Genomic DNA, 17,304 nt, shown 5'->3' with positions numbered 1-17,304 from the left:
CTCGGCAGCGCCATCGGGACCAACCCTAATCCCAGAACTGCGGCGCGCTCTCTTCGAGATGCGGCCCGAGCCGGAGCGCCGCCACCTTCGTGGCGAGCCCCCGCGCATCGATCTCGACGGCGATGCCGCTCAGCGTACCATCCCCGGTGGCGACCTCCCAGCGGGAGCCCGGCGTCTTCTGGATCATCCGGCGGATCGGCTCGTCCTTCTGCATGCCGATCACCGAATCATAATCGCCGCACATGCCGGCATCCGACATGTAGGCGGTGCCGCCGGGCAGGATCCGGTGATCGGCCGTGGGGGTATGGGTGTGGGTGCCGACCACGAGGCTCGCCCGGCCGTCGAGGTAATGGCCGAAGGCCTGCTTCTCGCTGGTCGCCTCGGCGTGGACATCCACCACCACGGCATCGGCCGCCGCGCCCAGGGGGCAGGCCGTGATCTCGCGCTCCACCGCCGCGAAGGGGTCGTCCATCGCGTCGAGGAAGACGCGGCCCATCACGTTGACCACGAGGACACGGGCACCGCCCGGCGTCTCCACCACGGTGGCCCCGCGGCCCGGGGTCCCGGGCGGGTAATTGGCCGGGCGCACCAGCCGCGGCTGGCGGGCGATGAAGACCAGCGCCTCGCGCTGGTCGAAACTGTGATTGCCCAGCGTCACCGCATCGGCGCCGGCCTGGATCAGCTCGTCGCAGATCGATTCGGAGATGCCGAAGCCGCCGGCCGCATTCTCGCCGTTCACCACCACGCAGTCGAGCCGCCAGCGCTCGCGCAGGCGCGGCAGCTGCTCGCACACCACCGTGCGGCCCGAGCGGCCGACGACATCGCCGAGGAAGAGCAGCCGCATCGGTCAGGCCGTCCTGTCGAAGCGGATCAGACCCGCCTCGGTGATCACGCAGTCGAGGGGGCGGTCGTGCGGCTCGGCCGGCACGCGCTCGACCTCCTGCACGGCGAAGCCGATGCCGACGGTGAAGAGCGGGCGGTCGCGGGACAGGCGCGCGATCGCGCCGTCGTAATAGCCGCGGCCGTAGCCGATCCGCTGGCCGGTCCGGTCGAAGGCGGCGAGCGGCACGATCAGCGCGTCGGGATCCACGAGGGGCAGGGACGGATCGGGCTCGCTCAGCCCGAAGCCGCCGGAGACCAGCGTGTCGCCAGCGCGCCATTCCCGGAAGACGAGGCCCGCCTTGGTGACCTGCGGCAGGGCGACGGCCTGGCCGCGGTCCAGCAGACCCTCTGCCGCGGCCCGCGGATCGACCTCGCTGCGGATCGGCCAGAAAGCGCCGACGAGCCGGGCGCGCGTCAGTTCCGGTAGGGCGAGGAGCGTGCGGGTGATCGCCGCCGAGGCGGCCTGCCTGTCCTCGACGCCGAGCGCGTCGCGGGCCGCCAGCGCCGCGCGGCGGAGTTCTGCCTTGCGCGTCGCGTCGGCGCTATCGGAGGAAAGGGAGTGCGGAGCCACGTGAGCCGTTGGAGGATCGATCCCGGGAAACCTACAGCGTAGGTGGGCGCCGTGTTGGCCAGGTCCAGGGACGAGGCCAGGGACAGCTCCCGAGGGAGTCGATAAGGCCCCGGGGATAGTGCTCCTGACGAACTCTGCAGCCCCGCCTCCGACATGTAGCGGCCCGGACGCGTTCCCGCCAGGGCTTCGCGGTGGAGAAAATGGTGCCGGCTGCGATTCGCTTTCAGGTGCCGATGAACGCCCTGTAGCGCGGCGCACGCCCCGCCCCGTCGATGCACTCGATCCCGCCGCCCGCGTTGAGGGTATGCAGGCGGTTGCCGGGCCAGGCGGGGCCGGGCTCGATCCGGCCGATCACGGTCTGGGCGAATCCCTCAGAGTCAAGGCGCTCGATCCGGGCGAGGACCAGGGCGCGACCGTAGCCGGCGGCACAATCCTGAATCGGGCGGATCAGGTGGCCGCCCCGCGATACGATCCGGCCCGCCGGGCGCGCCAGGGACGGATCGACCAGGACGGGGTTGGCCGGATGCGGCACATAGGGGCCGCGGAAATCGGGCGCCGACCAGAGCTGGAGCGCGTCGTGGAAGGAGCCCGCCCCGGCCGGCGCGTCAGGCCCGGCATCGCGCATTGTGGCGAAGATCCACCAGCGGCCTGCATGCTCGACGAGCGTCGCGTCGCTCGCCACCACGCCGGAGAGGAGCGTCGCCTCCTTGACCCAGCCGCCGGGGAAGTTTGTCGCGCGGTAGAGATCGACCGTCCCGGCGGCGGAACTCTCCGGCACCATCCACACGGAGCCCTCACGCTCGAAGACGAACGGATAGGAGAGGTGATGCGCCTCCTCCAGGACCGGCACGGGCGGCCCCTCCGGCCCGTCCGGCCCGAAGCGCACCGCCGCGATGATCGCCTTGCCGGTGGCGTGCGGGAAATCCTCGACGAAGAGGTGCGTGTGCCCTCCGACGGCGATCGGAAACGGATCGGCGTAGAAGCGCCGTCCGTCATCGGGCAGGACATTCCAGCCCGTCTCCGGATGGCGTCCCAGATCGATCAGATCCGGCCCGGCGAGGTGGCGCCAGCCGCAGCGCCAGTGCGGGGCGTTGTAGCACAGGCGGTACAGGCGCTGGACGAGCGCGCCCGCGAGCATGCGCCCGGCCCGCACGCCGAGGCGCGGAACAGAGAGCGCCACCGCGTGGCCCACGGGCGCATCGCCGCAGGCCGCCACTGCGATCCGTCCGGCGATCCGGTCGCGCAGGGCCGCGGCGATCAGCGTGATCGTCCGGGCGAGCGCGTCCTCGAAACACGCCAGCACGATCCCGGGCCGGTCCGCGCCGAGGCGGCCGGCGGCGCGGAGCGCGCCGTTCTCCACCAGGGTGAGACGCGGCGCGGCGCCCGCGAGCAGGCTCGCCAGCAGCGCGTCCGCGCCGGCTCTGCCATCGTAGGCGAGGTGCCAAGTGGCGGGGCCGGACGGGACATCGCCGCACAGGTCGAGCACGAGATCGGGCGCGCCGTCGGCCTGTCGCCACCGGTCGAGTTCGGCACCGGCCATCGGCTCGGAGCCGAGGCGGGGCAGGCCGTGGACGAGCGCCTCGAGCCTGAACAGGAGATCGGCCGTGTGCGGCCATGCCCCGGTTCCGGGCGCATCCGCTATGCTGACGGTGCCGATGCCGGGGATCGCGCTGATCCGTTGCAGCAGTGTACGATGCCAGCGGCGCGGCCGGGCACCGTCGAGGCGAACACGCACATGCATCGTTCTGCGTGCTCCTCTGCAGCCCCGTGATCGGTTGATCAACGGACCGACCTTCGATCCAATCCCTAACCGTAAGGGAGATGATTACACGGCATAGCTGACCCGAAGTTGCATCGGGTATTTACGACATGTTCAGTAATGGGTACGTCTTGCCGAGACAATCTCAGCTTCTGAACCATACGAGCAATTCGCGCGACTCTTGCAACCGGGCGAGCGGCCGGTGCGAACCTGGCCAGGATTGAGACGACGGTGACCGATCGTGACACGGATCGACCCTAACCTCGCTGTCGCGACCTGGCTGGCGCCGGTGCAGCCGGCTTTGCCCGAGCGGCCCGCCCGGCCGGAGACCAGCGCCGAGGCCGGCGATCTGTGGCGCATCCTCTGGCGGCGCAAGCGGATCGTGTTCGGGACCGCCCTGCTGCTCGCCCTCCTGGCCGGGGCCTATGCCCTGCTCACGCCGTCCCTCTACACGGCGACCGCCCAGATCCTGATCGACCCGCGCGACCGGCAGGTCGTCTCCAACGACGTCAACCCGGGCACCCTCTCGCCGGATGGCGGCATCGCGCAGGTCGAGAGCCAGGTGAAGGTGATCGAGTCCGACGCGGTGCTGGGACGGGCCGTGGCCCGGACCGGACTCGAGACGGAACCGGGCTTCGGTGTGCCGAAGAGCAGCTGGCTGGCGCGGGCCAAGGCCTCCCTCCGGACCCTGGTGGCCGGGCCGCAGCCCGAGCGGATGGCCGACGCGCGGGGCCGCGCCCTCGACCAGCTCCGTCGCAGGCTCGCGGTGAAGCGCGCCGACAAGGTGTTCGTGATCGACGTGATCGTCACCACGATGGATCCCGACCTCTCGGCGCGCATCGTCAACGCCATCGCGAACGCCTACCTCGCGGACCAGACCGAGGCACGCGCCGAGGCCGCCCGGCGGGCGGCGGGCGATCTGCGGGGCCGGCTCGACGAGCTGCGCAACGCGGTCAACGACGCCGACAAGAAACTCGAGGACTACAAGGCCAGCCACGGCCTGATCACCGCCAGCGGACGGCTCGTCAACGAGCAGCAGCTGACCGACCTGAACTCGCGGCTGGTGGCGGCCCAGGCCCGGACGGCCGACGCGCAGGCCCGCCTCCAGGGGATCCGGGACGCCCGCGGCCGGGCGATCAGCGCAGGTGCGATGCCGGAGGCGGTCCAGTCCGCGGTCATCGACCGCCTGCGCGGCCAATACGCCGAAATCGCCGCCAAGGAGGCGGATCTGCGCACCAATCTCGGCGAGCGCCACCCGTTCATCGCGGCCGTGCGCACCCAGATGCAGGATGTCCGCCGTCTGATCGACGCCGAACTCGGCCGGATCGCCGGCGCCGCCGAGACCGAGTTCCACCGCGCCCAGGCCAACGAGCGGACGCTCACCGCCGAGCTGGGTCGCCTCCGGCAGCAGGCGGCGGTCAACTCTCAATCCTCGGTTCAGCAGCGCGAGTTGGAGCGCGAAGTCGAGGCCGCGCGCTCGGTCTACAACAGCTTCCTGGTCCGGGCTCGCGAGATCAAGGAGCAGACCAGCATCGACAGCTCGAACGCGCGGATCATCACGGCGGCCCGGCCGCCGGAGGATCCGAGCTGGCCGCCGCGGCTGATCCTGATCGCCGCCGCCCTGTTCGGCGGTGTCGGCCTCGGCGCCGGGCTCGCGCTGGTGCGGGAATATCTCGCGCCCACGGTGCTGTCGCCGCGCCAGCTGGAGCGGATCTCGAACGCGCCGGTCGTGGCGGTGCTGCCCGGCCTGCGGCCGCGGGGCGCCAACGCGGCGGCCGCGAGCTTCACCCTGGATCACCTCGCCGCGACCACGGGCAGCCGCGGGCGCTCGATGGTGCTGATGGTGACATCGGGCGAATCGGACGAGCTGCAGCGCCGGGCCGTGATCGGGCTGCTCGCCGCGGTGGCGGTCGGGCGCGGCGACCGGGTCCTGCTCGTGGACGCGGATCTGCGGGCCGACGGTTCCGGCACAGGGGGCCTCCTCGACGTGCTGCGCGGCGAGCAGAGCCTCAACGCGGTGACCGCGATCGATCCGAAATCCGGCGCGCGCAAGATCGGGCTCGGCGACACCCGCAAATCGATCCGCGATGCCCTGACGACGGACAATATCGAGCGGTTCGTGGCCGGCGTGAAGGGCCGGTTCGATCTGGTCATCGTGGATGGCGGCGTGCTCAGCGAGAACCTGCGCCTCGGCCCGCTGGCCAATGCGGCCGACCGGGTGCTGATGGTCGCCTGCAACGGCGCGACCCGCCAGCGCGACCTGATCGACCTCGTCGACACCTCCGAGGCGCTGGGCCGGCCGATCTCGGGCTCCCTCCTCCTGGATCGGCGCCGGGCGTGAGGCTCGCGCGGGCCGAACCGACCGCGCGCCTTGCCGCGCCCCGCACCGCGCCGGTGCGGACGGGCACAGGGCGGCGTGTGATTTCCCGAGCTGAGTCCCTCGTCTACATCCTTTGGGCGGCGATCCTCGTCGGTGTCTCGGGCGGCCTCCTCTGGGCCATCGGGCTCAATTATGACGGGCTCACCGGCTCGGCGGCCTCGAAAATCCATCCGGCGACCTACCTCGCGGTGGCGTTGTTCGGCTGGATGCTTCTGCGCGCCGGCAATCCCGTGATCCCGGCGGCGCAGGCCCTGAACCGCCGGCCCGCCAGCGTGCTGCTGGCCTTCTGCGGCGTGTTGCTCCTCGCCCTGATCGCGGCCCGCGGCGGCAACGGGCTCGCCGGCTCGATCGACACCTTCGTGCTGGCGGGCCTCCTGCCGATCCTGCTCATGGATCGCGACGCCGCGACCCTGGAGCGGATCGAGACCGTGTTCCACCTCCTCATGCTCGCCAACGCGCTGCTGGGCCTCTACGAGCTCGCCAGCGGACAGCGCTTCTTCCCGTTCCGGCTCGACGGTATGGCCTTCGAGACGGACACGCGCTCGGCGGCCCTGCAGGGCCACCCGCTCAGCAACGCCACCGTCACCGCCTGCTACATCCTGGCGCTCGCCGCGGGCGGCGGACGGCTCGGTCCAGCCCTGCGCGCCGGGATGATCGCCCTGCAGCTCGTGGCGTTGGTGACGTTCGGCGGTCGCTCGGCCACCATCGTCACCCTGGCCCTCGGCGGCGCGGTCGGCCTCGTTGCCCTTGGCCGCGTCCTGCGGCGCGGGCGGATCCCGCTGATCGGCGCGGCCTGCGCCTGCTTCGCGCTGACGCTGGTGCCGGTCGCCGTGGCGGTGCTGGCCGCGATCGGCTTCTTCGACACCCTGCTGGACCGGTTCTCCTCGGACGGCGGCAGCGCGCAGGCCCGGGTCGACATGCTGGCGGTCTTCGACGCGATCCCGTTCCGGGACCTGCTGCTGGGCCCGGATCTGGTCCAGGTCACCACCCTGCGGCGGATCTACGGGCTCGAATGGGGCATCGAGAACTCGATCGTCTCGACCCTCCTCTACCACGGTATCCTGATGACGACGCTCCTCGTGGTGGCGGTGGGCCTCTACCTCGCGGAGGTCGCTCGCACCTGCCGCCGCGGGGTCTGGCTGCCGATCCTCGCCTTCGTGATCCTGGTCAACACCTTCGAGGGGCTGGCGGGCAAGACCACGCTGCTGGCGAAGTTCGCCCTGATGCTGATCGTCCTGTTCCCGCAGGCGCCGATCCGCGGACGCGCCGCAGACCACCTCACGGCGAAGCCTTGAGGCCCAGCGCCGCCACCAGGGCGGGATCGACCGCGTGCGCGTCGTCCATCAGGCCCAGCCCGTCGAACAGATTCCAGAACGACCACGCGAAGCCCGCCCGCTCGGCCGTGAGCCGCACGTCGCGGAGATAGGCGGCGCGGTCGGCGGCGCGCGCGGCCTGATAACGGGCATCGGTGCGCAGGGCCCCGAACTCGCCCATCAGCACATTCCGGCGCGGGATGCCGTAGAGGTCGGCCCAGGTCGCGACCGGCTCCATGGCGGCGGCGAGGAAGGCGGGTCCGGGCTCGGCCTCACCGTAGTCGCGCAGCTTGGCCTCGATCACCGCGAGATCGCGCGCCTTCTCGGCCTGCGGAACCGACCGATCGGCCGCCATGCGGGTCCGCACCGCCTCCAGCGTCCCGGTCATGCGCCCGCGCGTCCCAGGCCAGGGCACGGCGTTGAGCCAGCGATAGAACGGCTCCTCGGTGAGCCAGGTCGCCCCCTGATGGGAGAACAGGTACGGCTCATAGAAGTGGAAGGTGTAGAGCAGCGGCGCGAACCGCGCGAGCGGCGCCGGGTCGAGGGCCGTCAGGCCGGCAACGAGGCTGCCGCAGGAGCCCGTCGCCACCAGGGTCAGCGCCGGTGCGGCGGACCGGGCCGCGGTCAGAAGCCCCTCCTGGACGCGGGTCCACGCGCGGGCGCCGCAGGCTTGCGGCGGCTCGTTGACCGGCTCCAGCGCCACCCGGTCCACGCCTTTGCGGGCGCACAGGCGGGCCAGCTCGCCGACGAGATCCCGATAGGCCGGGAGGAGCGGCGCCCGGTCGGTGCCGTAGAAGGCCTCCGGCGTGTAATGGTGGGTCGCCGCGTTCGCCTGGACGTTGACCACCACGCGCAGGCCGGCCGCCAGAACCGTATCGATCGCGGCCGACAGGCTGCCGAGGAGGTCGGCCCGGCGCGCACCCGTGAAGGCCACGAACGGGCCGGGATCGAGGGGCAGGCGCGCGAAATCGAAGCCGAGGGCGGCGAGCCGCATCAGATCGGCGCGGCTCGGCACGGGGCGATCCGCCTGGAACGGCGGCCAAGCATAGTCGATGCGCGGCGCCGGGAATTCCGTGGTGAGCGAGAACCAGGGCCAGAGGGCGATGCCCCGGCGCAGCGGCATCGGCTCGACGGCGCTCCGGGCCGGAAGCACCCCCGCACCCAAAGCGGCGAGGCTGCCGGCGAGCAGCCCCCGCCGGCTGCGCCTCACCATTCGGCCCCGGCCGTGGCCCCGACGGGCTCGGCCAACGGCGCCTTGACGCGTTCCGCCGGTGGATAACCACCGAGCCGCCGCACCTCGTCCTCGTAGGCCGCCAGGACGTCGCCCCACCGGAACGCCTCGGCGCGCCGCCGAGCCGCCGCGCGGGCAGTCTCGACCGCATCCGCGTCGGCCAGCACGCACTCGATCGCGGATGCACAGGAGGCGACGTCGTCGAAGTAGAATTGCCCGTCGCCGGCGGTTCCCCGGTTGAACGGGTTGTCGTGGGCGATCACGGCATTGCCCGCCCACAAAGCCTCCACCAGCGACGGGTTGGTGCCGCCCACCATGTGGCCGTGGAGGTAGGCCAGCGCGTGGACCCGCAGGGCCTGGACCTGATCGGGCTCGTAGATGGCGCCGGGAAACAGAACCTCGGGCGAGGCGGCCTCCTCCACGGCGCGATGATAGCGGTTGTGGACACGCATGGCCCCGAGCACCACAAGGCGGACACCCCGGTGCCGGCGCGAGAACGCCTCCACCATCGTCAGGATGTTGTTGTCGGGCTCGATGCGGGCGATCGAGACGAGATAGCGGCCGGCCTCCAGCCCCAGCGGCGGCGGCCCGACCTCGGCGGGCGGCGGGTCGCCGCCATAGGGGATGGTCACGATCGCCCGGCGCGGGCGCCGGCTGGCCAGGTGGTCAGCGATGGCCGGATGGTCGGCGACGAGCCGGTGCGAGGACCACCCCGCAATCCATTCGCTGACGTAGAAATAGGCCCGGATGGGCAGCGACCATTTCGGGCGGCGCCACTCGATCCCGTCCATATTGGTCAGGATCCGGGCGCCGCTGGCGCGCAGATAGGGCAGGAAGGCCGCGCCGTTGTAGCCGAGCACGAGGCAGACGCCGCCGCGCCTTGCCGCGTCGCGAGCGCAGAGGGCATCGAAGGCCAGGGTCGCGGCCGGCCCCTTGAGCCCGACTTCCACGGTGATCAGCTCGATGCCGTTCCAGACCCGTGTCGAGATCCGCGCGCCGACGCGATCGACCTCTCGCTGGCAATAGACGCCGACACGCCAGCCCCGAACGGCGAGATAGCGGGCAAAACGTTCAGCGAAAGTCTCGAACCCGCCATGCGCGGCCGGGATCCCACGCGTTCCTAGAATAAGCACCGCGGGTACCCGATCAGGCATTGTCCTTCCTTCCAATATCGGCTCGTATACTATAAGAGACATTGACGGCCAAGCGACCCAGGGTTTTTCAACCTTTAGTTTGCCATTTAACCAGCACTTAATCCCACGGTAGAGGACCTGATCTTGCAGACCATTCGCGCTGCATTGACCGACGATCGGGAGGTCTCGGTTAATCCGGGATCGTACGGTGCGCCCGCGCGGAGGATGATGATCACCTGCGTGCATCAAGGCTTTGAACTTTACGGATCGGACCGCTGCTTCATCGAGACGGTCCGCACCCTGCGCACCCTGCATCCGACCGCGCGGATCGACGTGATCCTGCCCAGGGAGGGTCCGATCGTGGCGGCGCTGGAGCCCTTCGCCAGCCGCCTGGTGATCGAGCCGCTGTGGATCCTCCGGCGCAAGGGTCTGGCGCGGCGCCTCGCCGTCGCGCCGATCGCCCTGCCGGTCGCGGTGCTGCGCGCGCTTGGGCGGATTCGCGCGAGCGACCTCGTCTACATCAACACGACGGTGGTGGCCGACTACCTGCTCGCCGCGCGCCTGCTGCCCGGGCGCAGCCTCGTCCACGTTCACGAGATCCCGGAAGGGGCGGTGCTGACGGTCCTGCGCGGACTGATCCGCTGGAGCGGCGCCGACGTGGTCTTCAACGCGCATGCCACCGCCCGGGCCTACGCGCTGCCGACGGGGACCAGCGCCCGGGTGGTCTACAACGGCATCGCCGGGCCTGCCGCGATCAATGCGGGCGGATACGACGGCAGCCGTCCGCTCCGGGTGCTGATGCTGGGGCGTATCAGCCGGATCAAGGGTCAGGACGTGCTGATCGAAGCCGTGGCCGCGCTGCCCGACGCGCTGCGACGGCGGATCCAACTGCGCATCGTCGGCAGCGCCTTCGAGGATGAGGCCCGCGAGCGCGCCCTGGCGGAGCGGATCGTCACGTCCGGCCTCTCGGAACAGGTGAGCCTCGAACCGTTCGTGGCCGATCCGACCCCGCTCTACCGCTGGGCCGACGTGGTGACCATGCCGTCGCAGCGTCCGGAATCCCTCGGCCGGGTGGCGATCGAGGCCATGGCGTACGGCGTACCGCCGCTGGTGACGGCGATCGGGGGCCTGCCGGAGGTCGTGGAGCATGGGCAGACAGGATGGATCGTCCCGCCCGGCGGCCCCGAGCCGATCACGCAGGCCCTGGCCGGCATCCTTGCCGACCCGGCGGCCTGGAACGGCTTCGGGCAGGCCGCACGGGCGCGCTACGAGGCGCTGTTCTCGGAGGCCTCCGCGGCCGAAGGCATCGCCGACGCGGTGCAGGCGCCCCTGCAGCGGGCGCGGAAGTGGGGTCGCCCCGCGGTTCCGGTCGGATGAGCCGGGATGCGCGACGGGACCAGTATTGGAGCCGGATCGGAGGTCGCGCTGCATGGCGTCCACGGCACTGGTCCGCAATCGAAACCCACGTCCCGCAGACGGCCCGGCCGGCAAAATAGTCCGATGGCTACGCACCTCGTGTGGAGCAGACCACCGGAACCGGCCTCGACGCGACAGGACCTGAACGGCGCGCCGGTGAAGCGGTCTCGATCGGCCGAAGGGAACGCATAGACATGGATGTCGCCGATTTCATTCAGCAGATCGCCGCGAAGGTCTCGGGCGAGAACCTGCTCGCCGCCGGCCTGCTGTTCGCGACCGCGTTGGGCTGCGCCCTGATCGCCTATCTGCGCACGGCGGAGACGTACGCGTTCGCCGAGTTCTTCGAGTTCGCGCTCCCGCGGGAGGTGAGGACGCATCCGTCCGCCCGGGCGGACCTGCTGTTCTACGTCACCCGCAAGGCGATCATGCCGTTCCTGCTGATCCCGGCGGGAGTGACCTTCGTGGTCGCGGTCGGCTACGCCACCAACCGGGTGCTGGGCACGCTCTTCGGCATCGATCAGCCGATCCTCGGCGAGCCCGGGCCGATCACCGTCGTGATGTTCACCGCCACGATGCTGCTCGCCTACGACCTGTCCTACTACCTCTACCACACGGCCCAGCACCGTTATCCGTTCCTGTGGGAGCTCCATAAGGTCCACCACTCGGCCGAAGTGATGGTCGGGATCACCAAGGATCGGGTCCATCCCCTCGACGAGCTGATGAACCGGGCCTGGGACGGCGTGATCCCCGGCCTCTGCTTCGGGATCTGGAGCCTGCTGGCCTTGAACCCGGTCGAGCTCACCGTATTCGGCATCAACGTCTACATCATGCGCAACATCCTGATGATGGACTTCGTGCGCCATACGCATTTCAAGATCTCGTTCGGGCCGCTGAACACGATCATCCTGTGCCCCCAATGGCACCAGCTCCACCATTCGACGGCGCCGGAGCATTACGACAAGAATTTCGGGCTGCTGTTCTCGTTCTGGGACCGGCTGTTCGGAACCCTCTGCGTTCCGAAGCCGGATGATGACTTCACGTTCGGTCTCGTCGATCGCGACGTGGCCGATTACCAGTCTCTGTCGGGGCTCTACGTGCTGCCGCTGAAGAAGATGGGCCGCCGGATCGCCCAGCAGGTCCGGCGCCTGCGCGGCGTGCCCGCCCCATCCCGGCCGGGGGCCTGACCATGGTGACGGAGCGTTTCGAGTCCATCCGCACGGCCGAGCGGCTGGCCGAGGTCGGACCGGCCTGGACCGCCCTGTGGGCGGCGCGTGGCGCCCTGGTGTTCCAGAGCCACGCCTGGATCTCCGCATGGTGGGCCAGCGCGCCCGACCGGGAACGAAGGGCGCTCGCGATCGTGCTGGCGTGGCGGGGCGACGATCTCGTGGGCGTGCTGCCGCTCGCCACCGTGCGCCGGAAGGGATTCCGGGTGCTCGAATGGGCCGCCAAGGACTGCTCCGATTTCGGCGACGCGCTGCTCGCCGACCGGACGGACCACGATCTCGTCCGGCGGATGTGGCGCCATGCCGGCCGGGCCGGCGGCTTCGATCTCGCCTATCTCAACCGGCTCCTGCCGGATGCCGCAGCCCGGACACTGCTCCAGCCGGAAGCCGGCGGGGTGCGGCTGCATCTGAATCACCGTGACGAGGCCAATTGGCGGGTGCGTGGCCCGTGGATGACGGGCCAAGCGTGGTTCGACGCCCAATCGAAGAAGACCCGGCAGAACTACCGGCGCGGCCAGAAGTCCTTGAGCGAGCGCGGCCCCCTCGCCTTCCGCCTGCTTGGCCCGGAGGAGCCCCTCGGGCCGGTGCTCGACCGGCTGACCACCTTCAAGCGGGCTTGGCTCCAGCGCCACGGCCTTCCCTCCACGGCCTTCTACGACGCAGGCTCCCGGGCGCTGCCCGCCATGGTGCAGGTCCTGGCCGAGACCGGGCTGCTGCACGCCTTCGTGCTGGAATGCAGCGGCGCGGTCGTGGCGGTGTCGATCAACTTCGTCCAGGCCGGCGCGATGATGGCCTTCGTCACCACCTATGATCCGGAGGTCGAGCGCGCCTCGCCCGGCATGGTGCTGATGATGGACTACATCATGTGGTCGATCGACCGCGGGCTGCACGTTGTGGATTTCCTCTGCGGCGACGAGGGGTTCAAGAGCCGGTTCGGCACCGAGTCGCTGACCCTGGCCTCGATGACGGGTGCGCGCACGCCGCAGGGCGCGGCGGCGCAGCTCGTGGACCGGGCGCAGCACGCGTGGCGTCAGCGCTTCGGCAAACGGGCGGCCGCGGCCGGCCAGCCCTCCGCGTCGGAGATCGCGGCCTGACGATCGGGCTACGCCGCGCCGCTTCGGCCGCCGAGGCTGGCTCGGATCGCGTCGACGCAGCGGGCGAGATCCCCGTCGTCGACCCAGACATGGGGGCTGAGCCGCAGCGCCCCTGCACGCTCACTCGCGAAGACGGCATTCCGGCGCAGGCCCTCCACGAGGCCGGCGGGGAGCCCGCCCGGCGGCCGGATACCGAGGATATGGGGCGCCCGCAGGCTTCGCGGCGCGATCGGAAGATCGAGCGCGGCCATCGCGTCCGCGAGCCGGTCGGTGAGGCCGCGCAGGCGGGCCGCCACGGCCGGCACGCCCCAGCCGGCGATCAGCTCCAGCCCGGCCGCAGCCATCGGCAGGGCCACGGGATCGTTCAGTTCGCCCCGATCGTAGCGCCGCGCGCCCACGGCCGGCGGGCGATTCCCGGAATGCTCGTCGAGCGCCAGCCCGTCCTGCCGGTGCGGCGCCGCGTACAGGAAGGCGAGGCCGTAGGGTCCGAGCGTCCATTTGTAGGTCGGGAACGCCAGGAAATCGGGCCGCCAGCGAGCCACATCCACCGGAACGGCGCCGACCGCCTGCGTCGCGTCGATCACCAGGGCCGCCCCGGCCGCGTGGACCGCCGGCGCGAGACGGTCGAGGTCGATCAGGCTCCCGTCGGTCCAGTGCAGGGGCGTCAGGGTGGCGATTGCCAGCGGCGGCGCGCCCGGACGCGCGATCGCGGCGAGCAGCGCAGCGGTCCAATCGCCGTCCGGGGGACGTGCGACCTCCTCCACGATGAGACCCCGGGCAGCGGCCAAGCGATCGAAGGCGAAGCGCAGGGATGGAAACTCGTCGGCCACCCGCAGCAGGCGTCCGCCCGGGACGGAGGCGAGGTTATGCGCCGCCACCGCCATGGCGTGGCTGACCGCACCGACGATCGCGACGTCGTCCGGCCCGGCGCCGATCAGCCCGGCCGCCGCGGCCCGGGCGCGCTCGACCCAGGCGGGAATGACCTCGCGCGGATGGTCCCAAGGGCGGCGCTTGATCAGGAGACCCGTTTCGCCGGCGGCGCGCACGCAGAGCGGCAGCGGCGACCACGCCGCCGCATCGAGATAGCTGACCTCGGCCGGCACCTCGAACAGATGGCGCTGGCAGGGAAGTTCTTGGGCGGGCGCGGGCATGGCGAACCGGAGCGTAGCGGATCGGATCCGCACGGGCGATGATTCGCGCCGATGCCAGGACTTGATCGCGCGTTCCCGATGCCGCAAGCCGGCACGCTACCGGCCCCGTGCCGACCCATCTGCCCCAACCTGATCCAATGCCATCATGGGTCGCCTGAGTTCCGACTGCTTCGACACGGCGCCCGCGCCGCTGCGGGTCGCCGATGCGGTGGCGCTGATTCGAGAGCGCCTGCCGGTGCTCGCCGGCATCGAGACGGTGCCGCTCGCGCGCGCCGACGGCCGGATCCTGGCGGAGGATCTGATCGCGCCGCTCGATCTGCCGCCCTTCGACAATTCCGCGGTGGATGGCTACGCCTTCCGGGCGGCCGATCTCGCATCCGGAACGGACAGCCTGCCCCTCGGCGGCCGGGTGCCGGCGGGGCACGCGCCGGCCGGAAGCGGCGCGGGTCACGCGGTACGGATCTTCACCGGCGCGCCGATGCCGCCGGGGACCGATACCGTGGCCATGCAGGAGGACGTCCGGATCGCCGGGCAGGCCGTGCATCTGCCGGCGGGCCTCGCGCCGGGCGCCAACCGCCGCCGGGCCGGCGAGGATATCGCCCGCGGCGCCCGCGCGATTCCCGCCGGGACCCGGCTCGGCCCCCGGCACCTGGCACTCGCCGCCGCGCTCGGGCTCGCCGAGCTGCGCCTGCGCGTGCCCCTCCGAGTGGCGCTGTTCTCCACCGGCGACGAGCTGATTCCAGCGGGCGAGCCCCTGACGCCCGCCGGCATCCACGACGCCAACCGGCCGATGCTCGCCGCGCTCCTGCGGCGGCTCGGCGTCGAACCCAGCGACCTCGGCATCCTGCGCGATGCGCCCGGACCGGTGCGCGACCGCCTCGCGGCGGCGGCCGCGGAGCACGACCTGATCCTCACCTCCGGGGGCGTATCGGTCGGCGAGGAGGACCACGTCCGCGCCGCCGTCGAAGCATTGGGGGCGCTCACGCTCTGGCGCCTCGCGATCAAGCCGGGCCGCCCTGTGACGCTCGGGACCGTGGCGGGCACGCCGTTCATCGGGCTGCCGGGCAACCCCGCCGCCGCCTACGTCACGGCGCTCGCCGTGCTCAAGCCCGTGGTCCTGCACCTCTCGGGGACGGCGGACGCAACGCCGATCCTGACCGTGCGCAGCGGCTTCGCCCTGGCGAAGCGTCCTGGCCGGCGGGAGTACCTGCGGGTGTGTCTGCGCCCGGGCGAGGCCGGGTCGCCCGAAGCCGTCATCGCGCCGGGCGGTGCCCTGACCGGCTTGTCGGCCAGCGACGGGCTGGTCGAACTCGCCGAGGATCTGACTGCGATCCGCGTCGGCGACCTGCTGCCGTACCGGCCGCATGGGGACCTGGGCTGACGTGCATCCGTCGCAGGAAGCACTGCGGCGACCGCCCCCGTCATCCAAACCCGATCTAGACACCAACCGCCGCTCGTATATACGCCCCGTATACACATGGGGTCGGGAAGGGCACGGACGCGGGTTTTTCGATCAGGCAACAGCCAAGCGGTTCGGATACCGACCGAGTACCGACTGAATGGACCTGAAGTCGAGATCTATCGGCGGGGCGATGAGATCGTGCTGCGCGAGGTGCGAAACCGCGACCTGACAGCAGCATTCGATCTGCTGACGGAGTTGCCGCTCGATGATCTCGTACGCGACGACGGCCTGCCGCAGGATCGCGAAACGCCGTGACTCCGCGTTTCATGCTGGACACGAACATCTGCATCCATATCCGCCGTGCGAGGCCGCCGCAGGTGCTGGAGCGGTTTCGTTCGCTTAAGCCCGGCGCGGTCGTTATGTCGCCGATCACCTTGGACGAACTTCTGTTCAGTGTTGAGAAGATCCGCGATACCCCAAGATTCGCGGCAACGAACCGGGCGCTTGCCCAACTGACGCAGCTCATCTCAACAGCACCTTCGACACATCGACGGCCGCTCAATACGCGCTGTTTCGTGTGAAGCTCCAAAAAGCCGGCGCATTGATCGGGAACAACGATCTCTGGATCGCCGCGCAGGCAGCCGCGCTCGACGTGACATTGGCGACCGACAACACGCGCAAATTCGACCGGCTGAAGCCCGACCTGTGTGTCGAGACCTGGGCCGAAGGAGCGGCGGGCTCGCCTGAGTGACGACGCCGTGTCCGGGACCAGCCACACGTCCGTACGCGTTTACGCCATCGGCGGCGGGACTTCGCGGTCAGGAGCCTGTACAGCGACCGCTCGTTCGAACCTTCACCCGCCCGAGATCCCGTGCCCCTGCTCGCAGACCGCGCCCCCGCCAAGGTCAACCTGACGCTCCACATCCTCGGGCGGCGGGCGGATGACGGCTACCACGCGCTGGAAAGCCTCGTGGCCTTCGCGGGCACCGCCGACCGGCTGACCCTGGACCCCGCCGCCCCCCTCGGGCTGACCGTCTCGGGTCCGACCGCCGGACCGGCCGGCCCGACCGGCGACAACCTCGTCCTGCGCGCGGCACGCCACCTCGCGGCGCGGGTGCCGGGCCTGCGCATGGGCGCCTTCCACCTGACCAAGCGCCTCCCGGTGGCGGCCGGCATCGGCGGGGGCTCCTCCGACGCCGCCGCGGCTCTGCGCCTGCTCGCGCGCCTCAACGGGCTGCCGCTCGATGACGCGGCCGTCGTGGCGGCGGCGCGGGAGACGGGGGCCGACGTGCCGGTTTGCCTGGATCCCCGGGCCCGGATGATGCGCGGCGTCGGCGACGAGATCGGCGCGCCGCTCGACCTCGCGCCGCTGCCGGCCGTGCTGATCAATCCCGGCGTGCCGGTGCCGACGGCGCCGGTGTTCAAGGCGCTCGGCCTCGCGGTCGGGCAGAGCCTGCCTGGGGCGGAGCACCCGACGATCGATGAGGGGCTCGGCGGCGAAGCCCTCGTGGCGGCCATTGCCCCCGCCCGCAACGACCTGGAGCCGCCGGCCCTCACGGTGGCGCCGGTGATCGGGACCGTGCTGGCCGCCTTGCGCGAGCGCGGCTGCCGGCTGGCGCGCATGTCGGGCTCAGGCGCGACGGTGTTCGCGCTGTTCGCCGACCGGCGCGGGGCGGTCCGGGCGGCCTCGGGCCTGCGCGCCGCCCATCCGGACTGGTGGGTAGCGCCGACCTTCCTGCGCTGAGCCCC

15 protein-coding genes and 1 other RNA gene are annotated in these 17,304 nt (G+C 71.3%); 9 read left to right on the top strand and 7 right to left on the bottom strand.

Going from position 1 to position 17,304, the window contains the following annotated elements; all coding sequences use genetic code 11:
• Positions 1-25: 25 nt before the first annotated feature.
• From FVE89_RS26575 to FVE89_RS26560, 4 genes are all read right to left on the bottom strand, one after another.
• The gene (locus tag FVE89_RS26575; RefSeq protein WP_161393156.1) at positions 26-844 is read right to left on the bottom strand and encodes a TIGR00282 family metallophosphoesterase; all 819 of its coding nucleotides are present in this window, start codon (positions 842-844) and stop codon (positions 26-28) included.
• Between the two features lie 3 nt (positions 845-847).
• Positions 848-1,453 carry a 5-formyltetrahydrofolate cyclo-ligase gene (locus FVE89_RS26570; protein ID WP_161393155.1) on the bottom strand — a complete coding sequence of 202 codons (606 nt, stop codon included), beginning with the start codon at positions 1,451-1,453 and terminating at the stop codon, positions 848-850.
• A non-coding RNA gene (gene ssrS, locus FVE89_RS26565) (6S RNA) lies at positions 1,443-1,599 on the bottom strand. Before ssrS ends, FVE89_RS26570 begins: the two co-directional genes overlap by 11 nt.
• Positions 1,600-1,676: 77 nt before the next feature.
• Entirely contained in the window at positions 1,677-3,194 is a 1,518-nt protein-coding gene (locus FVE89_RS26560; protein WP_161393154.1) for a formyl transferase, read from the bottom strand.
• A gap of 259 nt (positions 3,195-3,453) precedes the next feature.
• Here FVE89_RS26560 and FVE89_RS31610 point away from each other — a divergent pair, with 259 nt between their 5' ends.
• Positions 3,454-5,553: an exopolysaccharide transport family protein gene (locus FVE89_RS31610; protein WP_161393153.1), complete on the top strand. Its 2,100-nt coding sequence runs from the start codon at positions 3,454-3,456 to the stop codon at positions 5,551-5,553.
• Positions 5,554-5,630: 77 nt separating this feature from the next.
• Complete coding sequence (locus tag FVE89_RS26550; RefSeq protein WP_342389822.1) at positions 5,631-6,887, top strand: VpsF family polysaccharide biosynthesis protein; 1,257 nt, start codon at positions 5,631-5,633, stop codon at positions 6,885-6,887.
• Here the strand turns inward: FVE89_RS26550 and FVE89_RS26545 are convergent.
• Positions 6,871-8,118: a cellulase family glycosylhydrolase gene (locus tag FVE89_RS26545; protein WP_161393152.1), complete on the bottom strand. Its 1,248-nt coding sequence runs from the start codon at positions 8,116-8,118 to the stop codon at positions 6,871-6,873. The genes FVE89_RS26550 and FVE89_RS26545 overlap by 17 nt on opposite strands.
• On the bottom strand, positions 8,112-9,290 hold the full coding sequence (locus tag FVE89_RS26540; RefSeq protein ID WP_161393151.1) for a DUF1972 domain-containing protein: 1,179 nt from the start codon (positions 9,288-9,290) through the stop codon (positions 8,112-8,114). Before FVE89_RS26540 ends, FVE89_RS26545 begins: the two co-directional genes overlap by 7 nt.
• A 219-nt stretch (positions 9,291-9,509) precedes the next feature.
• On the opposite strand from FVE89_RS26540, the gene FVE89_RS26535 reads away from it, so the two are divergent.
• From FVE89_RS26535 to FVE89_RS26525, 3 genes are all read left to right on the top strand, one after another.
• Complete coding sequence (locus tag FVE89_RS26535) at positions 9,510-10,646, top strand: glycosyltransferase family 4 protein (protein WP_342389821.1); 1,137 nt, start codon at positions 9,510-9,512, stop codon at positions 10,644-10,646.
• 233 nt (positions 10,647-10,879) lie between these two features.
• Positions 10,880-11,869: a sterol desaturase family protein gene (locus FVE89_RS26530; RefSeq protein ID WP_161393149.1), complete on the top strand. Its 990-nt coding sequence runs from the start codon at positions 10,880-10,882 to the stop codon at positions 11,867-11,869.
• Positions 11,870-11,871: 2 nt separating this feature from the next.
• Complete coding sequence (locus tag FVE89_RS26525) at positions 11,872-13,002, top strand: GNAT family N-acetyltransferase (protein WP_161393148.1); 1,131 nt, start codon at positions 11,872-11,874, stop codon at positions 13,000-13,002.
• Positions 13,003-13,010: 8 nt separating this feature from the next.
• On the opposite strand, the gene FVE89_RS26520 is transcribed toward FVE89_RS26525, so the two are convergent.
• Entirely contained in the window at positions 13,011-14,186 is a 1,176-nt protein-coding gene (locus FVE89_RS26520; protein ID WP_348644739.1) for an aminotransferase class V-fold PLP-dependent enzyme, read from the bottom strand.
• A 112-nt stretch (positions 14,187-14,298) separates the two neighbouring features.
• Here FVE89_RS26520 and glp point away from each other — a divergent pair, with 112 nt between their 5' ends.
• From glp to FVE89_RS26495, 4 genes are all read left to right on the top strand, one after another.
• A complete protein-coding gene (glp, locus tag FVE89_RS26515; protein WP_161393146.1) occupies positions 14,299-15,534 on the top strand; it encodes a gephyrin-like molybdotransferase Glp in 1,236 nt (411 codons plus the stop codon).
• Between the two features lie 347 nt (positions 15,535-15,881).
• Positions 15,882-16,136, top strand: coding sequence for a PIN domain-containing protein (locus FVE89_RS26505; RefSeq protein WP_161393144.1), 255 nt, complete (start codon positions 15,882-15,884; stop codon positions 16,134-16,136).
• Positions 16,137-16,156: 20 nt separating this feature from the next.
• Positions 16,157-16,306: a hypothetical protein gene (locus FVE89_RS26500; protein ID WP_210254074.1), complete on the top strand. Its 150-nt coding sequence runs from the start codon at positions 16,157-16,159 to the stop codon at positions 16,304-16,306.
• A gap of 120 nt (positions 16,307-16,426) precedes the next feature.
• Entirely contained in the window at positions 16,427-17,299 is an 873-nt protein-coding gene (locus FVE89_RS26495) for a 4-(cytidine 5'-diphospho)-2-C-methyl-D-erythritol kinase (RefSeq protein WP_161393142.1), read from the top strand.
• The last annotated feature ends 5 nt before the right edge of the window (positions 17,300-17,304 follow it).

It is taken from the genome of Methylobacterium sp. 2A, from assembly GCF_009806555.1.
Taxonomy (GTDB): domain Bacteria; phylum Pseudomonadota; class Alphaproteobacteria; order Rhizobiales; family Beijerinckiaceae; genus Methylobacterium.
The sequence above is the reverse complement of the archived record's forward strand: the minus strand, read 5'-3'. Positions and strand labels throughout refer to the sequence as shown.